Source organism: Streptomyces sp. NPDC005151 (assembly GCF_053599875.1).
In genome coordinates this window covers 1-22,425 of sequence record NZ_JBSFYR010000079.1, presented here as the reverse complement: position 1 = coordinate 22,425, position 22,425 = coordinate 1, and the positions used below count along the sequence as shown (strand labels likewise).

Below are 22,425 nucleotides of genomic sequence, written 5' to 3'. Positions count from 1 at the left end.
GGCCCCCTTGTGCGATCTCCCGGCAAGGGTTTGGGTGGTACGGACGCACCGAAGAAGGAGGCCCCGGAATGTCACCGGACGCACCTGTCGGCCACGGTCCGGCCGAGTACGACCTCCCCATCGGCGAGGGGGAGGCAGAGGATTTACTGCGATGTATCTGCTTCAAGACGGGCCCGCCCCACACGGTCGGTGTCGAGCTCGAATGGCTCATCCACGACCGTGACCACCCCCGGACCCCGGTCCCCCACGACCGTCTCCACGCGGCTGTCGCCGCTGTACGCGCGCTGCCCCTGAGTGCGGCGCTCACCTTCGAACCCGGCGGCCAGCTGGAGCTCAGCTCGCGCCCCGCCGACTCCTTGATGGCCTGCATCGATGCCATGACCACCGATCTGGCCGCCGTACGTGCCGCCCTCGACGCGGAGGCCCTCGCACCGGTCGGTGTCGGCGTCGACCCCTGGCATCCGCCGCACCGTCTGCTGCACGAGCCCCGCTACGACGCCATGGAGGTCTCACTCGACCGGTCGGGTACGGCCGGCCGCGCCATGATGTGCACCACCGCATCCGTCCAGGTCTGTCTGGACGCCGGTGAGGAGGAGCCGGGGCCACTCGGCTACGGGCGGCGCTGGCAGCTGTCGCATCTGCTGGGTGCGGTGCTGGTGGCGGCGTTCGCCAACTCGCCGTACCGGCAGGGCCGGCCGACGGGACTGCGGTCCACCCGCCAGTCGATCTGGGCGGTTCTCGATCCGGTACGGAGTCTGGCGCCGCCGGGCCATCTGGCCCCGCGCGACGCCTGGGCCAGGCATGTGCTCGACACCCCGGTGATGTGCATACGGGGCGGCGAGGGGCCATGGGCCGTCCCGGAGGATCTGACCTTCCGCGACTGGATCCGTACGGGCGCGCCGCGGCCGCCGGTGCGCGCCGATCTCGACTACCACATCAGCACGCTCTTTCCTCCGGTGCGCCCGCGCGGACATCTCGAACTGCGCATGATCGACGCGCAGCCGGGTGACGACGGATGGCTCGTGCCGCTCGCCGTCACCACCGCTCTCTTCGACGACCCGGAGGCCGCCGAGACCGTGTACCGCACCGTCAAACCGCTGGCCGAGACGGCGGGCCCGCAGTCGGCACCGCGCAACCCGCTCTGGACCGGCGCAGCCCGTGACGGCCTGGCCGACCCCGAACTGCGGGCGGTGGCCGCCGTCTGCTTCCAGCTGGCCCGCGAAGCGCTGCCCCGGATGGGTGCGAGCGAGGCTGTGCAGGAGGCGGTGGCGAATTTCCACGACCGTTATGTCGCCCGGGGGCGATGTCCGGCCGATGATCTGTCCGGACTGCTGTCGAGGCCGGCGCTGCATGCGATGCCCGCGGCGGCGCTCCGTCCGGAACCGGGAAAGAAGGCAGGCTCATGACCCACTCCCCCACCCCCTCGGCCACCGGCCTGGACACCGAGGCGCTCCGCCGGCGCGCTCTTGCGGCGCTCCTCACCGCCCGGGAACGCACCACGCTCCTCACCGACAGCGTCGACGACCATGAACTGACCGCCCAGCATTCACCGTTGATGTCGCCGTTGGTGTGGGATCTCGCGCACATCGGCAATCAGGAGGAGTTGTGGCTGCTGCGGGGCGTCGCCGGACGGGAGGCGATGCGGCCCGAGATCGATGGGCTGTACGACGCCTTCGAACATCCGCGGGCCAGCCGTCCGTCCCTGCCGCTGCTGCCGCCCGCCGAGGCCCGCTCCTACGCGGCGGAGGTACGGGGCCGGGCCCTGGACATCCTCGACAGCACCGCCCTGACCGGCGGCCGCCCGCTCGTGGATGCGGGTTTCGCCTTCGGGATGATCGCCCAGCATGAACAGCAGCATGACGAGACGATGCTGATCACTCATCAGCTGAGGTCGGGTCCGGCCGTACTCACCGCACCGGAACCGCCGCGGCCCACCGACGTGGCCTCCTTGCCCGCCGAAGTCCTGGTGACCGGCGGCCCGTTCACCATGGGAACGTCCACCGAACCCTGGGCCCTCGACAATGAGCGGCCCGCCCATGTGCGCGACGTCCCCGCTTTCCTCATCGACACGACGCCGGTCACCTGCGGCGCGTACGAGCGTTTCATCGAGGACGGCGGCTACACCGAACGGCGCTGGTGGGCGCCGGAAGGGTGGGCCATGGTCCGCGAGCACGAGCTGACCGCCCCACTGTTCTGGCACCGGGACGCAGGGCAGTGGCTGCGCCGCCGGTTCGGGGTGACCGAGCCGGTGCCCGCCGACGAGCCGGTGGTCCATGTGAGCTGGTACGAGGCGGACGCGTACGCCCGCTGGGCGGGGCGCAGACTGCCCACCGAAGTCGAGTGGGAGAAGGCGGCGCGCCACGACCCGGGCTCGGGCCGCTCGCGCCGCTACCCGTGGGGCGACGAGGACCCGACCCCGGACCGGGCCAATCTGGGCCAGCGCCACTTGCGTCCGGCGCAGGCAGGCGCATACGCGGCGGGTGAATCGCCGCTCGGCGTACGTCAGTTGATCGGTGATGTGTGGGAGTGGACGTCGAGCGGCTTCCTCCCCTATCCGGGCTTCGCGGCGTTCCCGTACCGGGAGTACTCGGAGGTGTTCTTCGGGCCCGACCACAAGGTCCTGCGCGGTGGTTCGTTCGCCGTGGACGCGGTGGCCTGCCGGGGCACGTTCCGCAACTGGGATCTGCCGGTGCGGCGCCAGATCTTCTCCGGATTCCGGACCGCGAGGGATCTCTGATGTGCCGTCATATTGCTTATGTCGGGCCACCGGTTGCGCTCGGCACGGTGCTGGCGCAGCCGTCCCACGCGTTGGTCCGGCAGTCCTGGCAGCCCCGGCAGCAGAAGTACGGGACCGTCAACGCGGACGGTTTCGGAGTGGGCTGGTACGCGGACGACGACCCGGTGCCCGGTTGCTACCGGCGCCAGGGGCCCATCTGGGCCGACCTTTCCTTCGCCGATCTGGCCAGGGTGGTGCGGAGCACGGCACTGCTGGCCGCCGTACGCGACGCCACCGAGCCGGGGGCGGACGGCGAGGCGGCAGCCGCGCCGTTCGCCTCGGGTCGGCTGCTGTTCAGCCACAACGGCGCGGTGAAGGGCTGGCCCGGATCGCTGGCACCGCTCGCCGCCACGCTGCCCCCGGCCGAACTCCTCACCCTCACCGCCCGCTGCGACTCCGCCCTGGTCTGGGCACTCGTGCAGTACCGGATCGCCCAGGGGGACGACATACCGCAGGCCGTCGCGGACACGGTGGGCGAGATCGCGGAGGCGGCGCCCGGTTCGCGGCTGAACCTGCTGCTCACTGACGGCACCACCATCGTGGCGACGGCCTGGGGAGACACCCTCTGGTACCTCACCGAGCCGGGCCGCAGCGCGGTCGTGGCCTCGGAGCCGTACGACGACGATCCGCACTGGCGCACGGTCCCCGACCGCACCCTGCTCGTCGCGACCTGCACCGACGTTCTGCTCACCCCGCTCAAGGAGCCAACCGAGTGAGTCCCATTCAGCTGACCCGCACCCTGCCGGCGGACGCGACGGACGCGGCGCTGCGCGCCGATGTGCTGCACGGCCTGACCCGGCACCCGAAGACCCTGCCGCCCAAGTGGTTCTACGATGCGCGCGGCAGTGAGCTGTTCGAGGAGATCACCCGGCTGCTCGAGTACTACCCGACCCGCGCCGAGCGGGAGATCCTGGTCGCCCGCGCGTCCGGGATCGCCGCGGCGTCAGGGGCACAGACCCTGGTCGAACTGGGTTCCGGCTCGTCGGAGAAGACCCGGCATCTGCTGGACGCGCTGCCCGCGCTGCACAGCTATGTTCCGGTCGACGTGAGCGAGAGCGCGCTGCGCGGCGCGGCCGAGACCCTGCTCGCGGAACGGCCGGACCTGTCGATCCATGCGCTGATCGCCGACTTCACCGATGGGCTCGCCCTGCCGGACACACCGGGACCGCGGCTCGTCGCGTTCCTGGGCGGCACGATCGGCAATCTGCTGCCGGACGAGCGGGCGGTGTTCCTGAAGTCGGTACGGTCGCTTCTCTCGCCCGGTGACTCGCTGCTGCTCGGCACCGATCTGGTGAAGGACGAGGAGACGCTCGTCGCGGCGTACGACGACGCGGCCGGGGTGACTGCGGCGTTCAACAAGAACGTACTGACGGTCGTCGACCGGGAGTTGGGAGCCGACTTCGACCCGGCGGACTTCGACCATGTGGCGCTGTGGGACCCGAAGCGGGAGTGGATCGAGATGCGTCTGCGGGCCCGCAGAGACCTCACGGTGAAGATCCCGGAATTGGATCTGGTGGTGCCGTTCACGGCAGGTGAGGAGCTGCGTACGGAGATCTCGGCGAAGTTCCGCAAGGAGGGGATCCGGAGCGAACTCGCCTCGGCCGGCCTCACGTTGACTCAGTGGTGGACGGACTCCGCGGGCCGGTTCGCGGTGTCGCTGGCCACGGCGGTCTGAGCGGTACGGGCAAGAGCACGGCGGCCGGGACGGGTGCCCGCGGGGATCGGCGGCAGGACGCGGATCTCGGCGGTCAGCCCGGCCGCCGTGACCACCCGCCACAGCGAGGCGGTGAGCGGATCGTCACCGACGAACGCGGCGGCAGCGGCCGCGGGCGCGTCCGTCCGCGCGGTGCGGTAGGTGATGCGTACCGGACGGACCTCGGCGTCCGCGTCGATCGCCGCCTGGAACACAGCGGGCCGGAACCGGCCACCGGATCCCCGCCCGCACCAGGTGGTGCCTTCGGGGAAGACCACCACCCGTGACCCGCCGCGCAATGCCCCCGCGATGGTGCGCACGGTCGTGGGCAGTGCCCGCAGCCGGTCGCGCTCGACGAACAGCGTGCCGCCGAGCGTGGCGAGCGGGCCGAGTACCGGCCAGCGCCGGATCTCGCTCTTGGCGAGCATCCGGCCCGGGAACACGGCAGCGACGAGCGGGATGTCCAGCCATGAGATGTGGTTGGCGACGACCAGCGCACCGGGAGCACCGGCGCGATCCGCCCCGGCCGTCGGCGCAGGGTCGCCCGTCACCTGAATCCGTACTCCGAACGCCCGCACGACCGCGTACGCCCACCACCGGATCAGCCGGTCGCGCTGCCCCGCGCCGAGGAGCAACACGGGAGCGGCGCACACCGCGCCGACGAGGACGAGGGTGCACCCGGCGAGCAGCAGGGCCGTGGCCGAGAGGGCGCCGCGCACCGGGCCGTCGTGACCGGCGCAGGTGTGCGGCGTGCAGGGCGCGGTGGGCAGCCAGGCGCTCATGTCAGCGGGGCGAGAGACAGGAAGTGGCGCAGGTAGCGCGGGTCGGTGCGGCGCAGCGCCAGCAGGACGTAGAGGTCGGCGACGTTGAAGTCGGGGTCGTGAGCGGGCGCCCCGCAGACCCGGGCGCCGAGCCGGAGGTAGCCACGGAGCAGCGGCGGGAGGGCGGCGAGTCCGGTGCGCGCGGGGGTCCCGGCGGCTCCGCCGGGGCGGGTGGCGGCGTTGGGCTGCCAGAGGCGGTGCGGGGTGACCCAGTACTCCTCGGGGGCCAGGTACTTCGCCCGTACGGTGTCCCAGGAGTTTGCGGCCAGCACGCCGCCGTCGGCCAGGGGTATCGAGCAGCAGCCGGCCAGCCAGTTGTGCCCGCTGCGCTCCATGTAGCGGGCGAGCCCCGCCCAGATGAGGGCGATGACGGCGCCGTCCCGGTGGGCCGGGTGGACGCAGGAGCGGCCCACCTCGATCATGTCGTCGCGGATCGGTCCGAGTCGGCCGAGATCGAATTCGCTCTCCGCGTAGAGACGTCCGGCGACACGGGCCCGGTCGGGCGGCAGGAGGCGGTAGGTGGCGATGACGTCGCCGGTCGCGAGCTCCCGTACCAGCAGGTGATCGCAGTACGCGTCGAAGGCGTCGCTGTCCAGACCGGGTTCCGGCCCGTCCAGCCGGGCGCCGAGTTCACCGGCGAAGACCTGGTGGCGCAGCCGCTGGGCGGCCCGCACCTCGTCCTGGGTGACGGCGAGGGAGACGCGGTAGGGCGGCGCGGGAGCTTCGGACCGTGCCGGGGCGGGCTGCTCCGGCGCGAAGGAGGTGGAGGTGAGAGGGCCGGCGACGAGCGGAGGGGTGGGCAGCGCGTTCATGGCGGTCTCCGGGGACGGATCGGCAAGGGCGGCTGCCGGGCTGCCGCACTGCTGCGACGGCCCGGCCCCTTACTTCTTCCGTGACCGGCTGGATTCGACATGACCGCTGTGGAGAGCCTGGATGTGCGACGGCTGAATCCCGAGGTGTCGGGCGGCGGATCGGGCGGACCCGGTGGGCTGTCCGGCGGCCCGGCCCGGTCAGCTGCCCGCGAGCTCGGCGGTGATCCGTTCCGAAGCGGACTTCGCCTCGGCCAGCGGGTCACCGCCCCGCAGAACGGCCGACATGTACGGTTTGATCGGGTTCTCGGCCTCGACCGCCGCCCACTGCGGTGAGTTGGGGGTCGCGCGACCGCGCCGGGCGCCCTCGGCCATCGCGGCGGTGCCCTCCTGGCCCTCGATGGCATGTGCGAGGCTCGCCTTGTTCGGCACGTAGCTCATGGTCCTGGCGAGGTCCGCCTGCCATTTCGCGCCGGCCAGCGGGTGTTTCCGACCTCGATGACATCCGGGGTGTCGTCGCCCTTCAGGGCCGCGGAGACCTTGGGGCCGATTCCGCTCCAGCTCTGAATCTTGAACTCCAGTTGGATGGAAGGGAGTTCCTCTTCGTACGACTTCTTGAAACGGTCCAGGAAATCGGCGGAAACACTGTCCTTCATCAGCCAGATCGTCACCGTCCTGTCGCCGGGGCCACCCGAGCCCGAGAGGTAGCCGCAGCCGCCCAGCGCGACGGTGGAAACGAGCGTGACGGCTCCTATGAGTACGCGGTTCTTCACTGGGTCACCTTCTGCGAAACGGCACGACGAAATCAGGACCCGGTGTGGGGGACTGCGGGCGGCGCTCGCACGGGCGTGGCTGGATTTTGGTATGGCCCAATCATTTGGCCAAGGGCCGTTCGCGCCACGTTCTCCACGTCGACCTCTCGCGCACCCGCGCGGAGTGGGGCACCGTGGTATGGACGAAAGGGGACACACGATGTCCAACAACACGTATCGGGTCACCGAAATCGTAGGAACCTCCCACGAGGGCGTCGACGACGCCATCCGCCGGGGCGTCGCAAGGGCGGCGGAAACGTTGCACAATCTCGACTGGTTCGAGATCACCCAGGTGCGCGGGCAGATCGTGGACGGCCGGATCGAGCACTACCAGGTCGGCCTGAAAGTCGGCTTCCGGCTCGACGAGATCACCTGACCCGGTACACCGCGATCAGGTACGCCCCGCACGCTCCTGAGCGTCCTTCAACGCGGGCGAGGCCACTGCCCAGCGAGCTCGCACCACGGTGAAACCGGCCAGCTCGGCCGCGTCGCAGACCAGCTCGTCGTCATCGACCAGCATCCGCACCTGACGCTCCCGGCCCAGCCGCTTGAGGATCTCCAGCTTGGTGTGGCGGGCCGGGCGACGGTCGTCATTGCGACGCATGTACACGCGCCCCTCGGGCAGGCCCTGCTCGGCAAGCCACGCCACGGTGTCCCGACGGCAGCGCTCCGGCCGTCCGGTGAGGTACCTGACCTCGCACTCCTCGGCGCTGCTCAGCACCAGCCGTACGCCCTCGCTGAGCGGCGGATCATCCACGGCCGCGGCAAAGAAGCTGCCCCAGTCGCGCCGGACCCCCTCAAGGAAGTGCTGCCGGTGCCCGCTGTCCGCGAGCGTGCCGTCCAGGTCGAATACGGCCAACGGCCGGGCTTCATGCGTCACGCGCCCAGCCTAACGGCCTCCCCCGCGGTAGGAAGTGGATCAGCGAGCGGCGTCATGCGGCTTCGATGGCAAGGCGGAGGACGGAGTCGACGCGGAGCGTCGGTGACTGATGACAACGCCGCAAGCAGAGTCGCAGGGCGTCGGGAGCCCACTCCCTGTCGCGGGGGAGGCCGTTAGAGCTGTCCCGTCATCCCCGGCGGGCGCACGACGACAGCTGCGGCACCTCGCCGCATTGCCGGAACACCCCAATCGGCCCAACATGAGGACACTCCCGAGGTTGGCGAATCCACCGCCTTGGCCAGCCTGATTGGCGTTGATGTTGCTGTCCTCCACCGTGACCATGCCGTCGCTGGCGATGCCGCCGCCCTTCTCACCGGCGGTGTTGTTGTTGACCCGGCTTCGGGAGAGTCGCAGCACGCTGTCGGTGGCGATGCCGCCGCCGTTGACGTTCGCACGGTTGTCGATGATCGTGGTTTGCGTGACGATCATTGCGCCGCCGGTGTTGCCGAGACCGCCGGAGAAGGTGCCCACGTTGTCGCGGACGTTGCTGCGGTTCAGGTAGAGGATGCCGTGACGGGCAGCCCCGGCCGGCCCGGTCGCCTCCGGTGCGTCCAGCTCGGCGCACCGCGACCAGGTGCGGGTTACTCAGCTCTGCCAGCGACTCGCGCAGGGCGGCGTCAGCCGAGACCAGGACGCTCTTGAGCTGGTTGATGGCCTGAGTTCTGGACTTGATCGCCGACCCCTTCGCCAGCTTGAACAGCCGCAGCATCTCCACTGGGCCGTCACTCGTCTTCGCCGCGGCGGTGGCGCGTCCCGACAGCACGGCGCGAGCGGCGGCCTCGGCGTCGACGGCGTCGGTCTTGCCGTGGCGGCGTCGCGCGGCCTTGTCCGGCTGGTTGACCTCGGTCACCTCGATGCCCTCGGTGTTCAGGTGCCGTGTCAGGGCAGCTCCGTAGGAGCCGGTGAATTCAACACCGGCCCGCCGTAGCACGCCGAATGATCGTGCCCAGTCGAGGAGTTGCCGACAGCCATCGGCGGTCGCGGGGAAGCTGCGGCCGTCCAGGGCGGCGCCGAGCACGGTGATTACGGCCGCGGCGTGGACGTCCTTGTGGGTGTCCACGCCGAGCAGGACATCCTCGGCGTCCGCCGGGACGTGACATGTGGCAGCGGGCTGCGTGATTCTGGGCAAGGTCGCCTGTCTCCTGATCGCCTCGGGAACCGGTGGCCGTCGCCGGGCCGGGGGTGGTCAAGACTGTGACGGTGCCTGTCGCGAAGGCCCCTATCGGGACACAGCCCCTGCCCGGCGGCAGCAAGTACCGCTCCAAGCGGTGGCCGACAGATCAAACGCAAGGCACCAGGGCCAGTCGTGCATCCTCACAGTCGTAGCGGGTGGCTACGCCGTACCGCCGTACGCGGCGCATCGCCGCTTCGCGAGGAGGTTGTCCGTCCCAGCGGACAACAAAAGGCAAAGGCAAGGAGGTTGCCCGCTCCTTGCCATGATCAACTTATAGCCCACCGGGGGGCTTGCGGCAAGGCCCGGGTCGTGCCGCAGAACCGCCACTCGAAGCCAGGACCTGTGGAAATGGGAAATTTTGATGATCGACGTGATCGTTGTCGGCGGCGGACCGACCGGGCTGATGCTGGCCAGTGAGCTGCGGCTGGCAGGGGTGCGAACAGTCGTGCTCGAGAAGCTGACCGAGCCGGCCGGGCAGTCCCGCGGGCGCGGGATACAGGTGCGCAGCGTCGAGATGCTGGACCAACGCGGCCTGCTGGACCGGTTCCTCGCGGTCAGCGAGCCGTACAGGACCAGCGACTTCGGCGGTCTCGTCCAGCTGCGGCCGGCCCTGTTGGAAACCGCGCACCCGTTCAGCCTCGCGACTCCGCAGACCGTCACCGAACAGCTGCTGACCGAGCGCGCCACCGAGCTCGGTGCCGAGATCCGGCGCGGCTGCGAACTGGTCGGGCTGAGCCAGGACGATGACGGGGTGAGCGTCGAGCTGGCCGACGGCACTCAGCTGCGTTCGCGCTACCTCGTCGGCTGCGACGGCGGCCGCAGCACGGTGCGCAAGCTGCTCGGCGTCGGCTTCCTCGGCGAGCCCGCCAAGGTCGAAACGCTGCTGGGCGACATGGAGATGACGGAGGATCCGGCGACGGTGGCCGCCATCACTGCCGAGGCCCGCAAGGTCCACGTTCGGTTCGGCACCGTCCCCATGGGGGACGGTGTGTACCGCGTGATCTTGCCCGCCGACGGGGTGGCCGAGGACCGTACGACTGCGCCGACCCTCGAGGAGTTCCAGAAGCAGCTGCGGGTGTTCGCCGGCACCGACTTCGGCGTGCACTCACCGCGCTGGCTGTCCCGGGTCGGCGACGCCACCCGGCAGGCCGAGCGTTACCGGGTCGGCCGGGTGCTGCTGGCCGGCGACGCGGCACACATCCACCCGCCGACCGGCGGCCAGGGCCTCAGCCTCGGCGTCCAGGACGCGTTCAACCTCGGCTGGAAACTCGCCGCCCAGATCAACGGCTGGGCACCGGCAGGCCTGCTCGACACCTACCACACCGAACGCCACCCGGTGGGCGCCAGCGTAGTGGCCAACACCCGCGCGCAGAGCGCGCTGCTGGAGAACAGCCCCGGCGCAATAGCGCTGCGGGAGCTGTTCTCGCAGCTGTTGGACTTCGAGGAGGTGAACCGGTACGTGACCGAGATGACCTCTGCGGCGCGGACGTCGTGGAGTCGGCGACGCGGCGGTTCCTCTTCGACGGGGGTCCGGCTCCTGCCCGGTACGCGCCCTGCCCGGACTGCCATGGTGCGCGGTACAACCCGCAGACGCTGGAGGTCACCCTGTGCGGGCTGAACATCGCGCAGGTGCTGGATCTGACGGTGGAGTCGGCGGCCGGCTTCTTCGTCGGGACACCCGCCGCCGAGCGCAGTCTGCGGACACTGCTCGATGTGGGGCTCGGCTATCTGCGGCTGGGTCAGCCGGCGACGGAGCTGTCCGGCGGTGAGGCCCAGCGGATCAAGCTCGCCACGGAGCTGCAGCGCACCCGTCGCGGCCACACCCTGTATCTGCTCGACGAACCGACGACAGGGCTGCATCCGGCCGATGTCGAGGTGCTGATGCGGCAGTTGCACGGGCTGGTCGATGCGGGCAGCACGGTGGTGGTCGTGGAGCACGACATGGCCGTGGTCGCGGGTGCCGACTGGGTGATCGACCTCGGCCCCGGAGGCGGCGACCGGGGTGGCCGGATCGTCGCGGTGGGGACGCCCGTAGAGGTGGCCGGTGCGGCGGACAGCCGGACCGCAGCGTACCTGGCGGCTGCTCTCAGATCGGCCTGACGGTCAATCACGACGGGACACCCCTTACGACCTCACCCACGATGGGCAGCGGCGTCGCAGCGCCTGGGACCTCCGCCTCCCGCGTTGTCGTCAGTCGCGATGTTCCCCAAGCTCTCGGCTCCGCTCGAGCAGGGGAGGCCCCATTCGCCATCGCTCCCTCCTCCGCCTTGGATTCGAAGGCCCCAGACACCGCTCCTTCTCCCACTGCCAATCGTGGGTGAGGTCGTTAGCGTCGGACCTTCCGGGTCGCCCGCAGCCACTCCTTGTTCATCGCCGAGATCGACGGCAGCGGAATGCCCTTCGGGCAGGCCGTGGCACACTCCCCGGTCAGCGTGCAGCCGCCGAACCCCTCGCTGTCCATCTGCTCGACCATGTCGAGCACCCGCGTCTCCCGCTCGGGGGCGCCCTGCGGCAGGACGTTGAGGTGGTTGATCTTTGCCGAGGTGAAGAGCATCGCCGAGCCGTTGGGGCAGGCCGCTACGCAGGCGCCGCAGCCGATGCACTCGGCGTGCTCGAACGCGAAGTCGGCGTCGGGCTTGGGCACGGGGGTGGCGTGGGCGTCGGGTGCGGTGCCGGTCGGGGCGGAGATGTAGCCGCCCGCCTGGATGATCCGGTCGAAGGCGGACCGGTCCACGACCAGGTCCTTGACGACCGGGAACGCCGAGGCGCGCCACGGTTCGATGTCGATCGTGTCGCCGTCCTCGAAGGACCGCATGTGGAGCTGACAGGTGGTGGTGCGCTCCGGGCCGTGCGCGTCGCCGTTGATGACGAGGCTGCACGCGCCGCAGATGCCTTCGCGGCAGTCGTGGTCGAAGGCGACGGGGTCGTCGCCGGCGAGAATGAGCTCCTCGTTGAGGGTGTCGAGCATCTCCAGGAACGACATGTCCTGCGAGATGCCGTCCACCTGGTAGGTGGACATGGCGCCGGGGGCGTCGGCGTTCTTCTGGCGCCAGACGCGCAGGGTGAGCTTCATGCGTAGCTCCGCTGAGTGGGGTGGACGTACTCGAAGACGAGGTCTTCCTTGTGTAGGACGGGGGCGCCGCCGGTGGCCGTGAACTCCCAGGCGGCGGCGTACGAGAACTCCTCGTCCCGGCGGGCGGCTTCGCCGTCCGGGGTCTGCGACTCCTCGCGGAAGTGGCCTCCGCAGGACTCGGCGCGGTGCAGGGCGTCGAGACACATGAGCTCGGCGAGCTCCAGGTAGTCGACGATCCGGTTGGCCTTCTCCAGCGACTGGTTGAACTCCTCGCCGGTGCCGGGGACCTTGATGCGGCGCCAGAACTCCTCGCGGATCTGCGGGATCCGGTCGAGCGCCTTGCACAGCCCCTCCTCGGTGCGGGCCATCCCGCAGTACTCCCACATGAGTTCGCCGATTTCGCGGTGGAAGGAGTCGGGGGTGCGGTCGCCGTCGACGGCGAGCAGCAGGTTCAGCCGGTCCTCGGTCTCCGCGACGGCTTCTTCCGCGGCGGGGTGCGAGGCGTCGACCTCGCCGTGGTGCGGGTTGCGGGCCAGGTAGTCGTTGATGGTCGACGGGAGGACGAAGTAGCCGTCGGCGAGACCCTGCATCAGTGCCGAGGCGCCGAGCCGGTTGGCCCCGTGGTCGGAGAAGTTGGCCTCGCCGATCGCGAACAGGCCGGGGATCGTGGTCTGGAGGTCGTAGTCGACCCAGAGTCCGCCCATCGTGTAGTGAACGGCGGGGTAGATGCGCATCGGGGTCTCGTACGGATTCTCCGCGGTGATCCGCGCGTACATGTCGAAGAGGTTGCCGTACTTCTCCTCGACCTTCGCTCTGCCCATGCGCTGGATGGCCTCCGCGAAGTCGAGGTAGACGCCCTGTCCACCGGGGCCGACGCCGCGGCCCTCGTCGCAGACGTTCTTCGCGGCGCGCGAGGCGATGTCGCGCGGCACGAGGTTGCCGAAGGCCGGGTAGATGCGCTCCAGGTAGTAGTCGCGCTCGTCCTCGGGGATCTCGTTGGCCGGTCGGTTGTCGCCCTTGGACTTCGGGACCCAGATCCGGCCGTCGTTGCGCAGCGACTCGCTCATCAGCGTCAGCTTGGACTGGTGGTCGCCGGTGCGCGGGATACAGGTGGGGTGGATCTGAGTGAAGCACGGGTTGGCGAAGTACGCTCCGCGCCGGTGGGCGCGCCAGATGGCGGTGGCGTTGGAATTCATGGCATTCGTCGACAGGTAGAAGACGTTGCCGTAGCCGCCGCTGGCCAGGACGACCGCGTCGGCGAAGTACGTGTCGATCTTCCCGGTGACGAGGTCACGCGCGACGATGCCGCGGGCCTTGCCGTCGACGATGATCAGGTCGAGCATCTCGGTACGGGCGTGCAGTTCGACGTTGCCCGCGGCGATCTGCCGGGACAGTGCCTGGTAGGCACCGAGGAGCAGCTGCTGCCCGGTCTGGCCGCGGGCGTAGAACGTGCGGGAGACCTGGACACCGCCGAAGGAGCGGTTGTCGAGGAGGCCGCCGTACTCGCGGGCGAACGGGACGCCCTGTGCGACGCACTGGTCGATGATCTCGACGGAGATCTGGGCGAGCCGGTGGACATTGGACTCGCGGGCACGGAAGTCACCGCCCTTGACGGTGTCGTAGAAGAGCCGGTGGATCGAGTCGCCGTCGTTGCGGTAGTTCTTCGCAGCGTTGATGCCGCCCTGGGCGGCGACGGAGTGGGCGCGGCGGGGCGAGTCCTGGAAGCAGAACTGGACGACGTGGTAGCCCTGTTCGGCCAGCGTGGCCCCGGCCGATCCGCCGGCCAGGCCGGTGCCGACAACGATGACGGTGTGCTTGCGACGGTTGGCCGGGTTGACGAGCTTGGCCTCGAAGCGGCGGGTGTCCCAGCGTTCGGCGACGGGGCCCTCGGGGGCCTTGGTGTCGACGACGGGTGCGCCGGTCTCGTAGTGCGAGTAATCGGTCATGTCAGCTCACGACTCCGGTCATGACGGCGACGGGTACGGAGATGAAGCCCACCGTCAGCACCAGTGCGAGGACGTTGGCGACGGTCTTGAGAACACGGTCGCGGCTCGCCCTGCCCGCGCCGAGGGTCTGCGCGGCGCTCCAGAACCCGTGCTGGACGTGGAGTCCGAGAGCGAGCATGGCGACGATGTAGATGACGTTGCCGTACCAGGTGGAGAAGGTGTCGACGACGTTCTGATACGGGTGCCCGGACTGGAAGCCGCCGGAGTGGACGGTGCCGGTGGTCAGGTCGAGGACGTGCCAGACGATGAACAGGGCGAGGATGATCCCGCCCCAGCGCATGGTGCGGGTGGCATAGCTCGCGCGGGGCTTCTTGTGGACGTACTTGCTGGGGCGCGCCCTGATGTCCCGGCGGCTCAGCTGGTACGCGGAGGTGGCGTGCGCCACGACGGCGACGACGAGCACCACACGGACGATCCAGAGGGCCCACTCGTAGTGCAGGAAGGGCTCGCCCATGACTCGTAGCCAGTGGGCGTAGTGGTTGAACTCCCCCGGCCCGAAGAAGATCTTCAGGTTGCCGATCATGTGGACGACCAGGTAGCCGAGCATGATCAGGCCGCTCACGGCCATGACCGTCTTCTTGCCGACGGACGAGTCCCAGATCGTACGCGTCATGGACGGCCGTCGGTCCGTCCGTGTTGCCAGTGCCATGGGCACGACGCTACGGCCGAAGGGGCTCATCGGTCCAAGACATGGCGTGGCTCATATCCATAGCCTCTGACTATGGTGCGGGCTAGGCTGGGTGTATGCAATTTCAGCAGCTCATGTACTTCGTGGCCGTCGCCGAGACCCGGCACTTCACCCGCGCCGCGGAGGAGGTGCACGTCTCGCAGCCCTCGCTCTCCCAGCAGATCAGGGCGCTGGAGAACGAGCTGGGGGCGGAGCTGTTCAGCCGGGCCCGCGGCAACATCACCCTGACCGACGCGGGCGAGGCGCTGCTGCCGCTGGCCCGCCGGATCCTGGCGGATGCCGATACCGCCCGACACGAGGTGCAGGAGCTGGCCCAGCTGCGCCGGGGCCGGGTCAGGCTCGGGGCGACGCCGAGCCTGTGCACGGGGCTGCTGCCCGACGTACTGCGCACGTTCCACGACCAGCACCCGGGAATCCAGCTGCTGCTGGAGGAAGGCGGCTCGCACGACCTCGTACGGGAGCTGGCACGGGGGGCGCTCGATCTCGCGCTGGTGGTCCTGCCGCTGCCGGCCGCGTCGCCTGCGCTGACCACGGTGGAACTGCTCCAGGAGGACCTGGTGGTGGTGTCGGCGGCGGAGGCTCCGCGACCGGGGAAGGGCGCAAGCGTGCGGATCGCGGATCTGCAGGGCGAGCCGCTGGTGATGTTCCGGCACGGCTACGACCTGCGGGAGCTGACCGTGGCCGCGTGCCGGGCGGAGGGCTTCGAGCCGTCGTTCACGGTGGAGGGCGGCGAGATGGACGCGGTGCTCGGTTTCGTACGGGCGGGACTGGGCGTGGCGGTGGTGCCCAGCATGGTGGCGGTCCGGGCGGGGCACGACCTGCGGACGACACGGCTGGCCCCGCCGGGGCTGCGGCGCACGATCGCGCTGGCGCACCGCAGTGACGTGGCGCCTCCGCGGGCGGCGCGGGAGCTCCAACGGGTACTGCTGGCCAGCCGGCCGGACGGGCTCGGGAAATCGAGCCCGTCCGGAAGCTGAGGACGGAACCGGTGCCGGGCCTCCCCGCTCAGAGCCTGTCGGGTGACCTCTGATCGGGCGGCCACGCCCTGGCACGCACGCTTCCCGCGTTGCCGGAATGCCCTAGTAGCTCCTTCCCCAAGCTCTCAGCTTCGTTCGAGCAGGGGAGACCCCATCCGAGGGCCTTCCGGCGCCTTGGAATCGCATGCACCAGACCGCGTCCGCTTTCCGATCGAAGGTCACCCGATAGGCTCTCAGACCGCGTCGGCCATCAGCAAGGAGTGGATCCGGTCAGGTGCCCCGGGCCGCGCGTAGTACCACCCCTGGGCCGTGTCGCAGCCGAGCTTCCGCAGCTGCTCCGCCTGCGCTCCCGTCTCGACACCCTCCACCGTGACCGCCAGGTCCAGGCTGTGCGCCAGCGAGACGATCCCCTCGACGATCTTCAGGTCGACCGGGTCGGCCGGATGCTGCTGCATGCCCTGGGTGAAGGAACGGTCCAGCTTCAGCACGCTCACCGGCAGCCGACGCAGATTGGCCAGGTTCGAGTAGCCCGTACCGAAGTCGTCGAGCGCTATGTCGACACCCATCTCGGCCAGTTGCCGCAGCGGCTTGAGCAGGTCGTCGTCGGCTCCGATGAGCGCGGACTCGGTGACCTCCAGGCACAGCGCTCCCGGCTCGAGACCCGAGCGTTCCAGCACGTCCACGGTCTCGGCGACCAGCCGCGGATGGTGCAGCTGGGTCGGCGAGAGATTGACGTTGATCCGCAGCGGCCCCCCGTCGCTGTGCCGCTCCTGCCAGAAGTTGGCCTGCCGTACGGACTCCTCCAGCACCCACCGCCCGAGCGGCACGATCAGCCCGGTGTGCTCGGCGAGCGGAATGAATCGGTCCGGCCCGAGCACCCCGTGCTGCGGATGGCACCAGCGCACCAGGGCCTCCGCGCCGTGGACCGTGCCGTCGCCGAGGTGCACGAGCGGCTGGTACTCGATGAAGAACTCGCCGCGCTCCAGGGCGGCGGGCAGTGCGGTGGTCAGCCCGTGCCGGGTGATGGCGCGGGCGTCCGCCTCGGCGTCGGCGATTTCGAAGCGGTTGCCGCCCGCCGACTTGGCCCGGTACATCGTGATGTCGGCGCTGCGCAGCACCTCGGCGGCGCTGCGTTCGCCCGCCGGTCCTTCGACGACGCCGATGGAGCCTCGTACGGTCAGTTCGCGGCCGTCGAGCCGGATCGGCGTGGCGAGCACGCCGAGGATCCGGCAGGCCAGTTCGTCGACCTCCGACTCGGTGTGCGGGCCGGTGGTCAGCGCCACGAACTCGTCGCCGCCGAGCCGTGCCACCATCTCGCCCGGCGCGGTCGCGCAGCTCTGCAGCCGGTCGGCGAGCTCGACGAGCAGCCGGTCCCCTGCCGCGTGGCCCAGGCTGTCATTGATCGCCTTGAAGCCGTCGAGGTCGAGATAGCAGAGCCCGAAGCGGCTGCCGCCGTCGGCGGAGAGTGCCTTCTCCAGCCGTTCGAAGAACAGCGTGCGGTTGGGCAGGCCGGTGAGCGCGTCGTGGGTGGCCTCGTACCGCAGCCGCAGATTCAGCAGCCTGCGCTCCGTGGTGTCCTCCATGAGCGCCAGCTGGTACTGCGGCCGGCCCTCGGGGTCGCGGAGCAGCGACACCGTGAGGTTGGTCCACAGGACGGTGCCGTCGTTGCGGTAGTACGGCTTCTCGACGCGGTAGTGCTCGCGTTCGCCGCGTACCAGCTCCTCGTAGTACTTCCACACGTGCGGCGAGTCCTCGGGGTGGACCCACTCGTTGACCTTGTGGCTGCGGACATGGTGGTCGAGGCCGCCGAACATCCGGGTCAGCGTGTCGTTGACCTCCAGCACATTGCCTTCCAGGTCGGCGATCCCGATGCCGATGGCGGCGTCCTTGAAGACGGCACGGAACCGCGCCTCGGTGGCGTGCAGGGCCTGCTCGGCGTTGGAGCGGGCGGTGAGCGCCGAGCGGGCGATGGCCTCCTGTTCGGCCAGGGTCCGCTCGCGCAGCGCCTGGGTGAAGCCGCCCGCCAGGGCGTGCTGCATGCGGGCACAGCGGGCCCTGCTGTCCTCGGTCGACAGGGTCACCGGGCCGTTGCCGCCGCAGTAGAGCACCAGGTACGAGTCGACGACGCCGAGCGTGGAGCTGAGCGCGTCCGGGTCCGTGCAGTGCGCGGCGACGAGCGCGGCTCCCACCTTGTTGGCGGGCGCCGGGTCGAAGGGACGCGCGTGCAGGTTGTCGCTCAACCTGCGGGCCAGCGGCAGCAGATGTTGTTCGAACTCCGGACGGGTCAGGGAAGTGGCCGTCGAGGGGAAGATGGCCCGGCTCCAGATGGTGGCGAATCTCCGGAGCCGGTCCTCGGCGTCGTCGGGCTCCGCGTCCGGCGCTTCGGACGCTTGGGCGGGAATGCTCACGCCTTGCGTCCCACTCCGCCGAAGCCCGAGAAGGCATATGGGTCTTCCTGCTCCTGCACCACGGGGGTGTCGGGACGCCAGTTGGGCATGGCCACGAGCCCGGGCTCGACCATCTCGTACCCGTCGAAGAACCGGCTGACCTCGTCGCGCGACCGCATGATCAGTGGGTTGCGGATGTTCCGGTAGACACCGACCGTACCGCCCGCCTCCTCCTGGGTGAGCGGGATGCCCTCGTACGAGGCGTGGGTGATGACGAGCAGGCTGCCGGGGGCGAGTGACTCGCTCAGCTCGGCAACGGCCGCCTGCGGGTCGTCGGCGTCCTCGATGAAGTGGAGGACGGCGACGAGCAGCAGCGCCACCGGGCGTTCCAGGTCGAGGAGTTCGCTGACCTCGGGGCGCTTCAGAATCTCCTGCGGGCGTCGCAGATCGGCGGTGGCGATGACCGCGCGGTCGTTTCCTTCGAGTACGGCCTGGCTGTGCGCGACCGCAACGGGGTCGTGATCGACATACGCCACCCGCGCCTCCGGGTCCGCGGCCTGGGCGACTTCGTGGACATTGCCGAAGGTCGGTATGCCGGAACCGATGTCCAGGAACTGAGTGACACCTTCACTCACCGCATGGCGCACTGCCCTGCGCATAAAGGCGCGATTGGCCTGCATGATCTTGGGGAGTCCCGGCATGAACTCCATGGCCTTGCGGGCCGCTTCCCGGTCCACCTCGAAATTGTGCGATCCGCCCAGATAGAAGTCATACATGCGTGACACGCTCGGCACTGAAATGTCAATGCCTTGCGGTGCCCAGGCGGGACGCTCCATCGATGTCTCCAACAAGTCGCCACGGCGATCCGGCCATGTTCATGGTCAGTGTTGACCAGAGGCTACTGACCGACCGCCAGGAGAGCGAGCGGAAACGGAAATTAGCGGTCCGTTATTGGTCACACTCCAGTGGCATGTGCAACCGGCCCGTCGCTAACGGTGACATTCAGCGACTGGCCTGTCCGAAACGGCAGTTGTGGGGCTACTTCGGGGCGCCGACGAACTTTGCGTCGGGGGACACCGCGTACCATGTGCCCCCGACACCCTGGCCGTTGGTGTCACCCGGCCTCGCGTCACCGGAGAAGGTATAGATGGGCCAGCAGTCGATGGCCTGCTGCTTGAGACCGTCGGGGCGATTGAAAGTGACAAAGCCCTTGGTGGTCACGCCCTTCACATCATTCTTGGCCAACGGGGCGACAACCGGCCACTTCGAGAGGCCGACTCCGGTGCAGGCCGACTTCATCGGCCATGCCGTGTCCTTCTTGAACCGGTAGACCGTCATACAGCGCTTGTCGACGACGATGTCTCCGAGTTTCGGGTCCTTGCGGACCGAAAGCCCCGCGAGATCAGCCTGCTCACCACCGCTCGGACCGTCGGCGTTCACCGCAGCCTTCTTGCCGTCCGGCGCAGAGGCGAACCACGTGCCTCCCACTCCCTGACCATTGCCATCTCCGGGCTTGGTGTCCTTGGCGTACCGGTACATCGGCCGCCCCGCAATGGTGAGTTGCTGGGCGCCGTCCGCACGGGCGACTGTGCCGATCAGGGCTCCATCGGTACCGGCGGCGGCCGTCACATTGCCCGCGGGAACGACCGGCCAGGTCTTCGCGCAGTCGCCCTCGCAATTCGACTTCGGCGGGCTCGCGGTGTCCTTGTCGAAACGGTAGAGAGTGAATCCCTCGCTGTCCGTCACGACCTTGCCGAGTTTCTCGCTGTCCCACACAGCGAGCTGTCCCGCCTGCTTGGACTTGCCCGCCTGTGCCCCGGAATCGGATCCGTAGTCGCTGCCGGAGCCGTATCCGCTGTCCGTGTCGTAGCCGCCGCCCGTCTGACCGGCCGGGCCGGCATTGCCGGCGTTCTGGCCGTTGGGCGAATCCGTGCCCGGCTCCTGACCGCACGCCGTCGTCAGCGCCAACAGGGCCGCCGCGGTGGCCGCGAGCGAGGCGTTCCGCCAGGTGTTCATGTCAACTCCCGTGATTCTACCGCCAGTTGTGACGCAAGACTGCGTCGTCCATGGCCCTGGGTACGAGCGGTGGGTGCTTCTTTGTTCAACGCGTTCGCAGAATTCTCCCGATCCGCAAACCCTCAGCGCCCCAGGTCCCCTCCATCAGGGGAATAAGGACCGTGGTCCGCGTGCCGTCCGACCGGCCGGAACATGCTCCCCATCGTGTACGGATCCCTCTTCGGGCGGCTCACCGCAGCCGTCGCACTCAGCTGGCTCCTGACCGCCCCGGTGCCCGCGGTGGCCGACAACTGCTCGTACGCCTCGATCGGGGACGGCGGCGGGAACTCGGCGGTCGCCACATCGGGTGACGGTCATTGCCAGGCGGGCCCAGCGCCCAGGCCGACCCCGCGGCCTGCACCCCCTCCCCCGCCTCCGCCACCACCTCCTCCACCTCTGCCACCACCTCCGCCACCACCCCCGGCGCCCCCACCACCGCCCGCGCCCACACCGCCGCCTCCGGAGCCCACGCCCTCTGTACGCCCCACGCCACCCCCGCCCAAGCCGGTGGCGATCCCCACCTACCGCAAGCCGCCGCGCAAGGTCCCCCAGCGCGGTCCCTCCCTGGTCACCCTCACCCTGCTGATCACCGCTCCCGCGGTGTTCGCCGTCGCCGTGCTACGTCCCCGCTCCCGCTGACCTTCGGAGAAGCCCATGTCGGAATGGCTCGTTCTCACCCTCGCCATGGCCGCGGCCTGCGCCGTCGTGCTCACCATCGCCATCCTCAACAATCGCCGTGTCGGGGAGGACGACGACCCGTCCGAAACCCCTGACGTCATCGAATACATGACGATGATGATCGGCGTGGTGTACGCCATCGTGCTCGGCCTCGCCATCGCGGGCGTCTGGGAGGGGCGCAGCGCCGCCCAGGAGTACGTCCGCCAGGAGGCCCAGGCCTTGCACGAGGTGAACGCCCGCTCGTCGGTCTACCCGGCCGAGGTGCGTACCCGGATCCGCGCCGATGTCGACGCGTACGTCGGTCATGTCGTCCACGACGAGTGGAGGGCAATGGCGGAGCACGGCAGCCTCACCGACGAGGGCGCCGAACTCCTCGGCCGGGTACGTGCCGACGTCACCGACTACCGGCCGAGGAGCGACCACGAGGGGCAGGTGTATCAGCCACTGGTCGACCAGGTAGCGGCGGCCGACGACGCGCGCAGTGCCCGCGCGCAGAGCGCCGGCGCCACCATGCCGGGCGTGGTCTGGTTCGGTCTGATCACCGGGGCGCTGGTGACCGTGGGGCTGATCTTCACCCTGCAGATCCGCCGAACATTCCGGGAACTGCTGCTGGCCGGGCTGTTCAGTGTGCTCATCGCCTTCCTGCTCTTCCTGATCTGGGACTTCGACTCCCCCTTCGGTCGCGGCATCTCGGCCACGGCCGCGCCGTTCCTCGACCTCTTTCCCAACGTGTCGGGCTGACCGGCGCCCTGACGGCCTGACGGCCTGACGTTCGGATGGTGCGCCGCCCGGGGGACACCGATGCCCCATTCGCCGGTCCCCGATCGCGAGCGATATACAGCACTTCTAACGTTCCTTCCATCGAGGTGCATATTTGACACTTTGTGGATATTCGTTCCACAGTTGCTCCTCGGGGAACCGGAGGATTCACCATGCGCGCCATAGGTGTCGCACCCGTCGCCCTGCTCGGCGCCGCCGCTCTCGCCCTGACCGCTCCGGCTGCGACCGCGTGCGCCGTGACGTCGGGGGGCGCGCCGGGCGCGACCGGATACACCGTTGCTCCGTCGGTGATCGCGCCGGGCGGCCAGGTCACCCTGGCCGCACGGGGGTGCCTAACAACAGCAACGGCCAGCTCGGGCATCTTCGACAGCGTCACTATTCCCAGAGGAGGCAGCGCCTCGGCCACGGTCGACTGGGATGCAAAACCCGGCGCTTCCTATGAAGTGTCGTTCATTTGCAATACATCGCCGACCTCCACGGCGGAGATCGGTCTCGCGATCTCCGCCCCCACCCCCACCCCCGGCTCCACGGCGATCGCGCCGAACGGTGTACAGGGTGATCTCGGCGGCGGCATCGGCCGGATGAATGCCGCGCAACTGGTCGGCGGCACGGCACTGGCCGTGGCCGCGACCACCGGCGCCGTCTTCGTGGTCCGCCGGCGCAACGAGAGGTACAGCCACTGACCGGCGCAGACCGTCGGTGGTACGCCCGTCGCCCCCGGGGGGGGGTGAGGGACCCGGGCGCCGGGCGGACCCG

At 69.7% G+C, this 22,425-nt stretch carries 20 protein-coding genes and 3 pseudogenes; 11 read left to right on the top strand and 12 right to left on the bottom strand.

Features of this window, described 5'->3' with window-relative positions; translation table 11 throughout:
* The first annotated feature begins 68 nt into the window (after positions 1-68).
* The 4 genes from egtA to egtD are packed head-to-tail and all read left to right on the top strand — an operon-like array spanning position 69 to position 4,451.
* Positions 69-1,406 carry an ergothioneine biosynthesis glutamate--cysteine ligase EgtA gene (gene egtA / locus ACWD6R_RS30875; RefSeq protein WP_451821708.1) on the top strand — a complete coding sequence of 446 codons (1,338 nt, stop codon included), beginning with the start codon at positions 69-71 and terminating at the stop codon, positions 1,404-1,406.
* Positions 1,403-2,737 (top strand): ergothioneine biosynthesis protein EgtB, encoded by a 1,335-nt coding sequence (gene egtB, locus ACWD6R_RS30870; protein WP_451821707.1) that lies wholly within the window; start codon positions 1,403-1,405, stop codon positions 2,735-2,737. Before egtA ends, egtB begins: the two co-directional genes overlap by 4 nt.
* Positions 2,737-3,492, top strand: a complete 756-nt coding sequence (gene egtC, locus ACWD6R_RS30865; RefSeq protein ID WP_451821706.1) for an ergothioneine biosynthesis protein EgtC — start codon at positions 2,737-2,739, stop codon at positions 3,490-3,492. Before egtB ends, egtC begins: the two co-directional genes overlap by 1 nt.
* Positions 3,489-4,451 carry an L-histidine N(alpha)-methyltransferase gene (egtD, locus tag ACWD6R_RS30860; protein ID WP_451821705.1) on the top strand — a complete coding sequence of 321 codons (963 nt, stop codon included), beginning with the start codon at positions 3,489-3,491 and terminating at the stop codon, positions 4,449-4,451. Before egtC ends, egtD begins: the two co-directional genes overlap by 4 nt.
* On the opposite strand, the gene ACWD6R_RS30855 is transcribed toward egtD, so the two are convergent.
* The 3 genes and pseudogenes from ACWD6R_RS30855 to ACWD6R_RS30845 all read right to left on the bottom strand — a co-directional run bounded on the left by ACWD6R_RS30855 (position 4,394) and on the right by ACWD6R_RS30845 (position 6,872).
* Positions 4,394-5,251 carry a lysophospholipid acyltransferase family protein gene (locus tag ACWD6R_RS30855; RefSeq protein ID WP_451821704.1) on the bottom strand — a complete coding sequence of 286 codons (858 nt, stop codon included), beginning with the start codon at positions 5,249-5,251 and terminating at the stop codon, positions 4,394-4,396. The genes egtD and ACWD6R_RS30855 overlap by 58 nt on opposite strands.
* Positions 5,248-6,102: a GNAT family N-acetyltransferase gene (locus tag ACWD6R_RS30850; RefSeq protein WP_451821703.1), complete on the bottom strand. Its 855-nt coding sequence runs from the start codon at positions 6,100-6,102 to the stop codon at positions 5,248-5,250. The genes ACWD6R_RS30855 and ACWD6R_RS30850 overlap by 4 nt, the downstream gene beginning before the upstream one ends.
* 198 nt (positions 6,103-6,300) lie before the next feature.
* Positions 6,301-6,872 (bottom strand): annotated as a pseudogene (locus ACWD6R_RS30845) (hypothetical protein).
* A gap of 199 nt (positions 6,873-7,071) precedes the next feature.
* Between ACWD6R_RS30845 and ACWD6R_RS30840 the strand changes: the two are divergent.
* A complete protein-coding gene (locus tag ACWD6R_RS30840; RefSeq protein ID WP_451821702.1) occupies positions 7,072-7,287 on the top strand; it encodes a dodecin in 216 nt (71 codons plus the stop codon).
* 15 nt (positions 7,288-7,302) lie between these two features.
* Here ACWD6R_RS30840 and ACWD6R_RS30835 read toward each other — a convergent pair whose 3' ends face one another.
* The 3 genes and pseudogenes from ACWD6R_RS30835 to ACWD6R_RS30825 all read right to left on the bottom strand — a co-directional run.
* On the bottom strand, positions 7,303-7,791 hold the full coding sequence (locus ACWD6R_RS30835; RefSeq protein ID WP_451821701.1) for a phosphatase domain-containing protein: 489 nt from the start codon (positions 7,789-7,791) through the stop codon (positions 7,303-7,305).
* A 39-nt stretch (positions 7,792-7,830) separates the two neighbouring features.
* Positions 7,831-8,280: a hypothetical protein gene (locus ACWD6R_RS30830; protein WP_451821721.1), complete on the bottom strand. Its 450-nt coding sequence runs from the start codon at positions 8,278-8,280 to the stop codon at positions 7,831-7,833.
* 81 nt (positions 8,281-8,361) lie between these two features.
* Positions 8,362-8,980: pseudogene (locus ACWD6R_RS30825) on the bottom strand (IS110 family transposase); the annotation flags it as partial.
* A gap of 406 nt (positions 8,981-9,386) precedes the next feature.
* Here ACWD6R_RS30825 and ACWD6R_RS30820 point away from each other — a divergent pair.
* Both ACWD6R_RS30820 and ACWD6R_RS30815 read left to right on the top strand, forming a co-directional pair.
* Positions 9,387-10,643, top strand: a complete 1,257-nt coding sequence (locus ACWD6R_RS30820; protein ID WP_451821700.1) for an FAD-dependent monooxygenase — start codon at positions 9,387-9,389, stop codon at positions 10,641-10,643.
* Positions 10,562-11,125, top strand: a pseudogene (locus ACWD6R_RS30815) (ABC transporter); the annotation flags it as partial. The gene ACWD6R_RS30820 and the pseudogene ACWD6R_RS30815, both read left to right, overlap by 82 nt.
* 226 nt (positions 11,126-11,351) lie before the next feature.
* Here the strand turns inward: ACWD6R_RS30815 and ACWD6R_RS30810 are convergent.
* The 3 genes from ACWD6R_RS30810 to ACWD6R_RS30800 are packed head-to-tail and all read right to left on the bottom strand — an operon-like array spanning position 11,352 to position 14,753.
* Positions 11,352-12,098, bottom strand: a complete 747-nt coding sequence (locus ACWD6R_RS30810) for a succinate dehydrogenase/fumarate reductase iron-sulfur subunit (protein ID WP_366138676.1) — start codon at positions 12,096-12,098, stop codon at positions 11,352-11,354.
* Positions 12,095-14,044 carry a fumarate reductase/succinate dehydrogenase flavoprotein subunit gene (locus ACWD6R_RS30805; RefSeq protein WP_451821699.1) on the bottom strand — a complete coding sequence of 650 codons (1,950 nt, stop codon included), beginning with the start codon at positions 14,042-14,044 and terminating at the stop codon, positions 12,095-12,097. The genes ACWD6R_RS30810 and ACWD6R_RS30805 overlap by 4 nt, the downstream gene beginning before the upstream one ends.
* A gap of 1 nt (position 14,045) precedes the next feature.
* A complete protein-coding gene (locus ACWD6R_RS30800) occupies positions 14,046-14,753 on the bottom strand; it encodes a succinate dehydrogenase (RefSeq protein ID WP_451821698.1) in 708 nt (235 codons plus the stop codon).
* A 95-nt stretch (positions 14,754-14,848) separates the two neighbouring features.
* On the opposite strand from ACWD6R_RS30800, the gene ACWD6R_RS30795 reads away from it, so the two are divergent.
* Entirely contained in the window at positions 14,849-15,769 is a 921-nt protein-coding gene (locus ACWD6R_RS30795) for a LysR family transcriptional regulator (protein WP_451821697.1), read from the top strand.
* A gap of 233 nt (positions 15,770-16,002) precedes the next feature.
* On the opposite strand, the gene ACWD6R_RS30790 is transcribed toward ACWD6R_RS30795, so the two are convergent.
* From ACWD6R_RS30790 to ACWD6R_RS30780, 3 genes are all read right to left on the bottom strand, one after another.
* A complete protein-coding gene (locus ACWD6R_RS30790) occupies positions 16,003-18,177 on the bottom strand; it encodes a putative bifunctional diguanylate cyclase/phosphodiesterase (protein ID WP_451821696.1) in 2,175 nt (724 codons plus the stop codon).
* Positions 18,174-18,992, bottom strand: coding sequence for an SAM-dependent methyltransferase (locus ACWD6R_RS30785; RefSeq protein WP_451821695.1), 819 nt, complete (start codon positions 18,990-18,992; stop codon positions 18,174-18,176). The genes ACWD6R_RS30790 and ACWD6R_RS30785 overlap by 4 nt, the downstream gene beginning before the upstream one ends.
* Positions 18,993-19,194: 202 nt before the next feature.
* On the bottom strand, positions 19,195-20,172 hold the full coding sequence (locus ACWD6R_RS30780; RefSeq protein WP_451821694.1) for an SCO0930 family lipoprotein: 978 nt from the start codon (positions 20,170-20,172) through the stop codon (positions 19,195-19,197).
* A gap of 546 nt (positions 20,173-20,718) precedes the next feature.
* On the opposite strand from ACWD6R_RS30780, the gene ACWD6R_RS30775 reads away from it, so the two are divergent.
* From ACWD6R_RS30775 to ACWD6R_RS30765, 3 genes are all read left to right on the top strand, one after another.
* Entirely contained in the window at positions 20,719-20,850 is a 132-nt protein-coding gene (locus tag ACWD6R_RS30775) for a hypothetical protein (RefSeq protein ID WP_327242784.1), read from the top strand.
* A gap of 15 nt (positions 20,851-20,865) precedes the next feature.
* On the top strand, positions 20,866-21,630 hold the full coding sequence (locus ACWD6R_RS30770) for a bestrophin-like domain (protein ID WP_451821693.1): 765 nt from the start codon (positions 20,866-20,868) through the stop codon (positions 21,628-21,630).
* A gap of 191 nt (positions 21,631-21,821) precedes the next feature.
* Positions 21,822-22,352 carry a hypothetical protein gene (locus ACWD6R_RS30765; protein ID WP_451821692.1) on the top strand — a complete coding sequence of 177 codons (531 nt, stop codon included), beginning with the start codon at positions 21,822-21,824 and terminating at the stop codon, positions 22,350-22,352.
* Positions 22,353-22,425 lie beyond the last annotated feature (73 nt).

Bases quoted from the DNA above. Each gene is read 5' to 3' on its own strand.
- egtA (WP_451821708.1), top strand. From the start codon at position 69: ATGTCACCGGACGCACCTGTCGGCCACGGTCCGGCCGAGTACGACCTC.
- egtB (WP_451821707.1), top strand. From the start codon at position 1,403: ATGACCCACTCCCCCACCCCCTCGGCCACCGGCCTGGACACCGAGGCG.
- egtC (WP_451821706.1), top strand. From the start codon at position 2,737: ATGTGCCGTCATATTGCTTATGTCGGGCCACCGGTTGCGCTCGGCACG.
- ACWD6R_RS30855 (WP_451821704.1), bottom strand. From the start codon at position 5,251: ATGAGCGCCTGGCTGCCCACCGCGCCCTGCACGCCGCACACCTGCGCC.
- ACWD6R_RS30850 (WP_451821703.1), bottom strand. From the start codon at position 6,102: ATGAACGCGCTGCCCACCCCTCCGCTCGTCGCCGGCCCTCTCACCTCC.
- ACWD6R_RS30840 (WP_451821702.1), top strand. From the start codon at position 7,072: ATGTCCAACAACACGTATCGGGTCACCGAAATCGTAGGAACCTCCCAC.
- ACWD6R_RS30830 (WP_451821721.1), bottom strand. From the start codon at position 8,280: ATGATCGTCACGCAAACCACGATCATCGACAACCGTGCGAACGTCAAC.
- ACWD6R_RS30820 (WP_451821700.1), top strand. From the start codon at position 9,387: ATGATCGACGTGATCGTTGTCGGCGGCGGACCGACCGGGCTGATGCTG.
- ACWD6R_RS30810 (WP_366138676.1), bottom strand. From the start codon at position 12,098: ATGAAGCTCACCCTGCGCGTCTGGCGCCAGAAGAACGCCGACGCCCCC.
- ACWD6R_RS30805 (WP_451821699.1), bottom strand. From the start codon at position 14,044: ATGACCGATTACTCGCACTACGAGACCGGCGCACCCGTCGTCGACACC.
- ACWD6R_RS30800 (WP_451821698.1), bottom strand. From the start codon at position 14,753: ATGGCACTGGCAACACGGACGGACCGACGGCCGTCCATGACGCGTACG.
- ACWD6R_RS30795 (WP_451821697.1), top strand. From the start codon at position 14,849: ATGCAATTTCAGCAGCTCATGTACTTCGTGGCCGTCGCCGAGACCCGG.
- ACWD6R_RS30785 (WP_451821695.1), bottom strand. From the start codon at position 18,992: ATGGAGCGTCCCGCCTGGGCACCGCAAGGCATTGACATTTCAGTGCCG.
- ACWD6R_RS30780 (WP_451821694.1), bottom strand. From the start codon at position 20,172: ATGAACACCTGGCGGAACGCCTCGCTCGCGGCCACCGCGGCGGCCCTG.
- ACWD6R_RS30770 (WP_451821693.1), top strand. From the start codon at position 20,866: ATGTCGGAATGGCTCGTTCTCACCCTCGCCATGGCCGCGGCCTGCGCC.
- ACWD6R_RS30765 (WP_451821692.1), top strand. From the start codon at position 21,822: ATGCGCGCCATAGGTGTCGCACCCGTCGCCCTGCTCGGCGCCGCCGCT.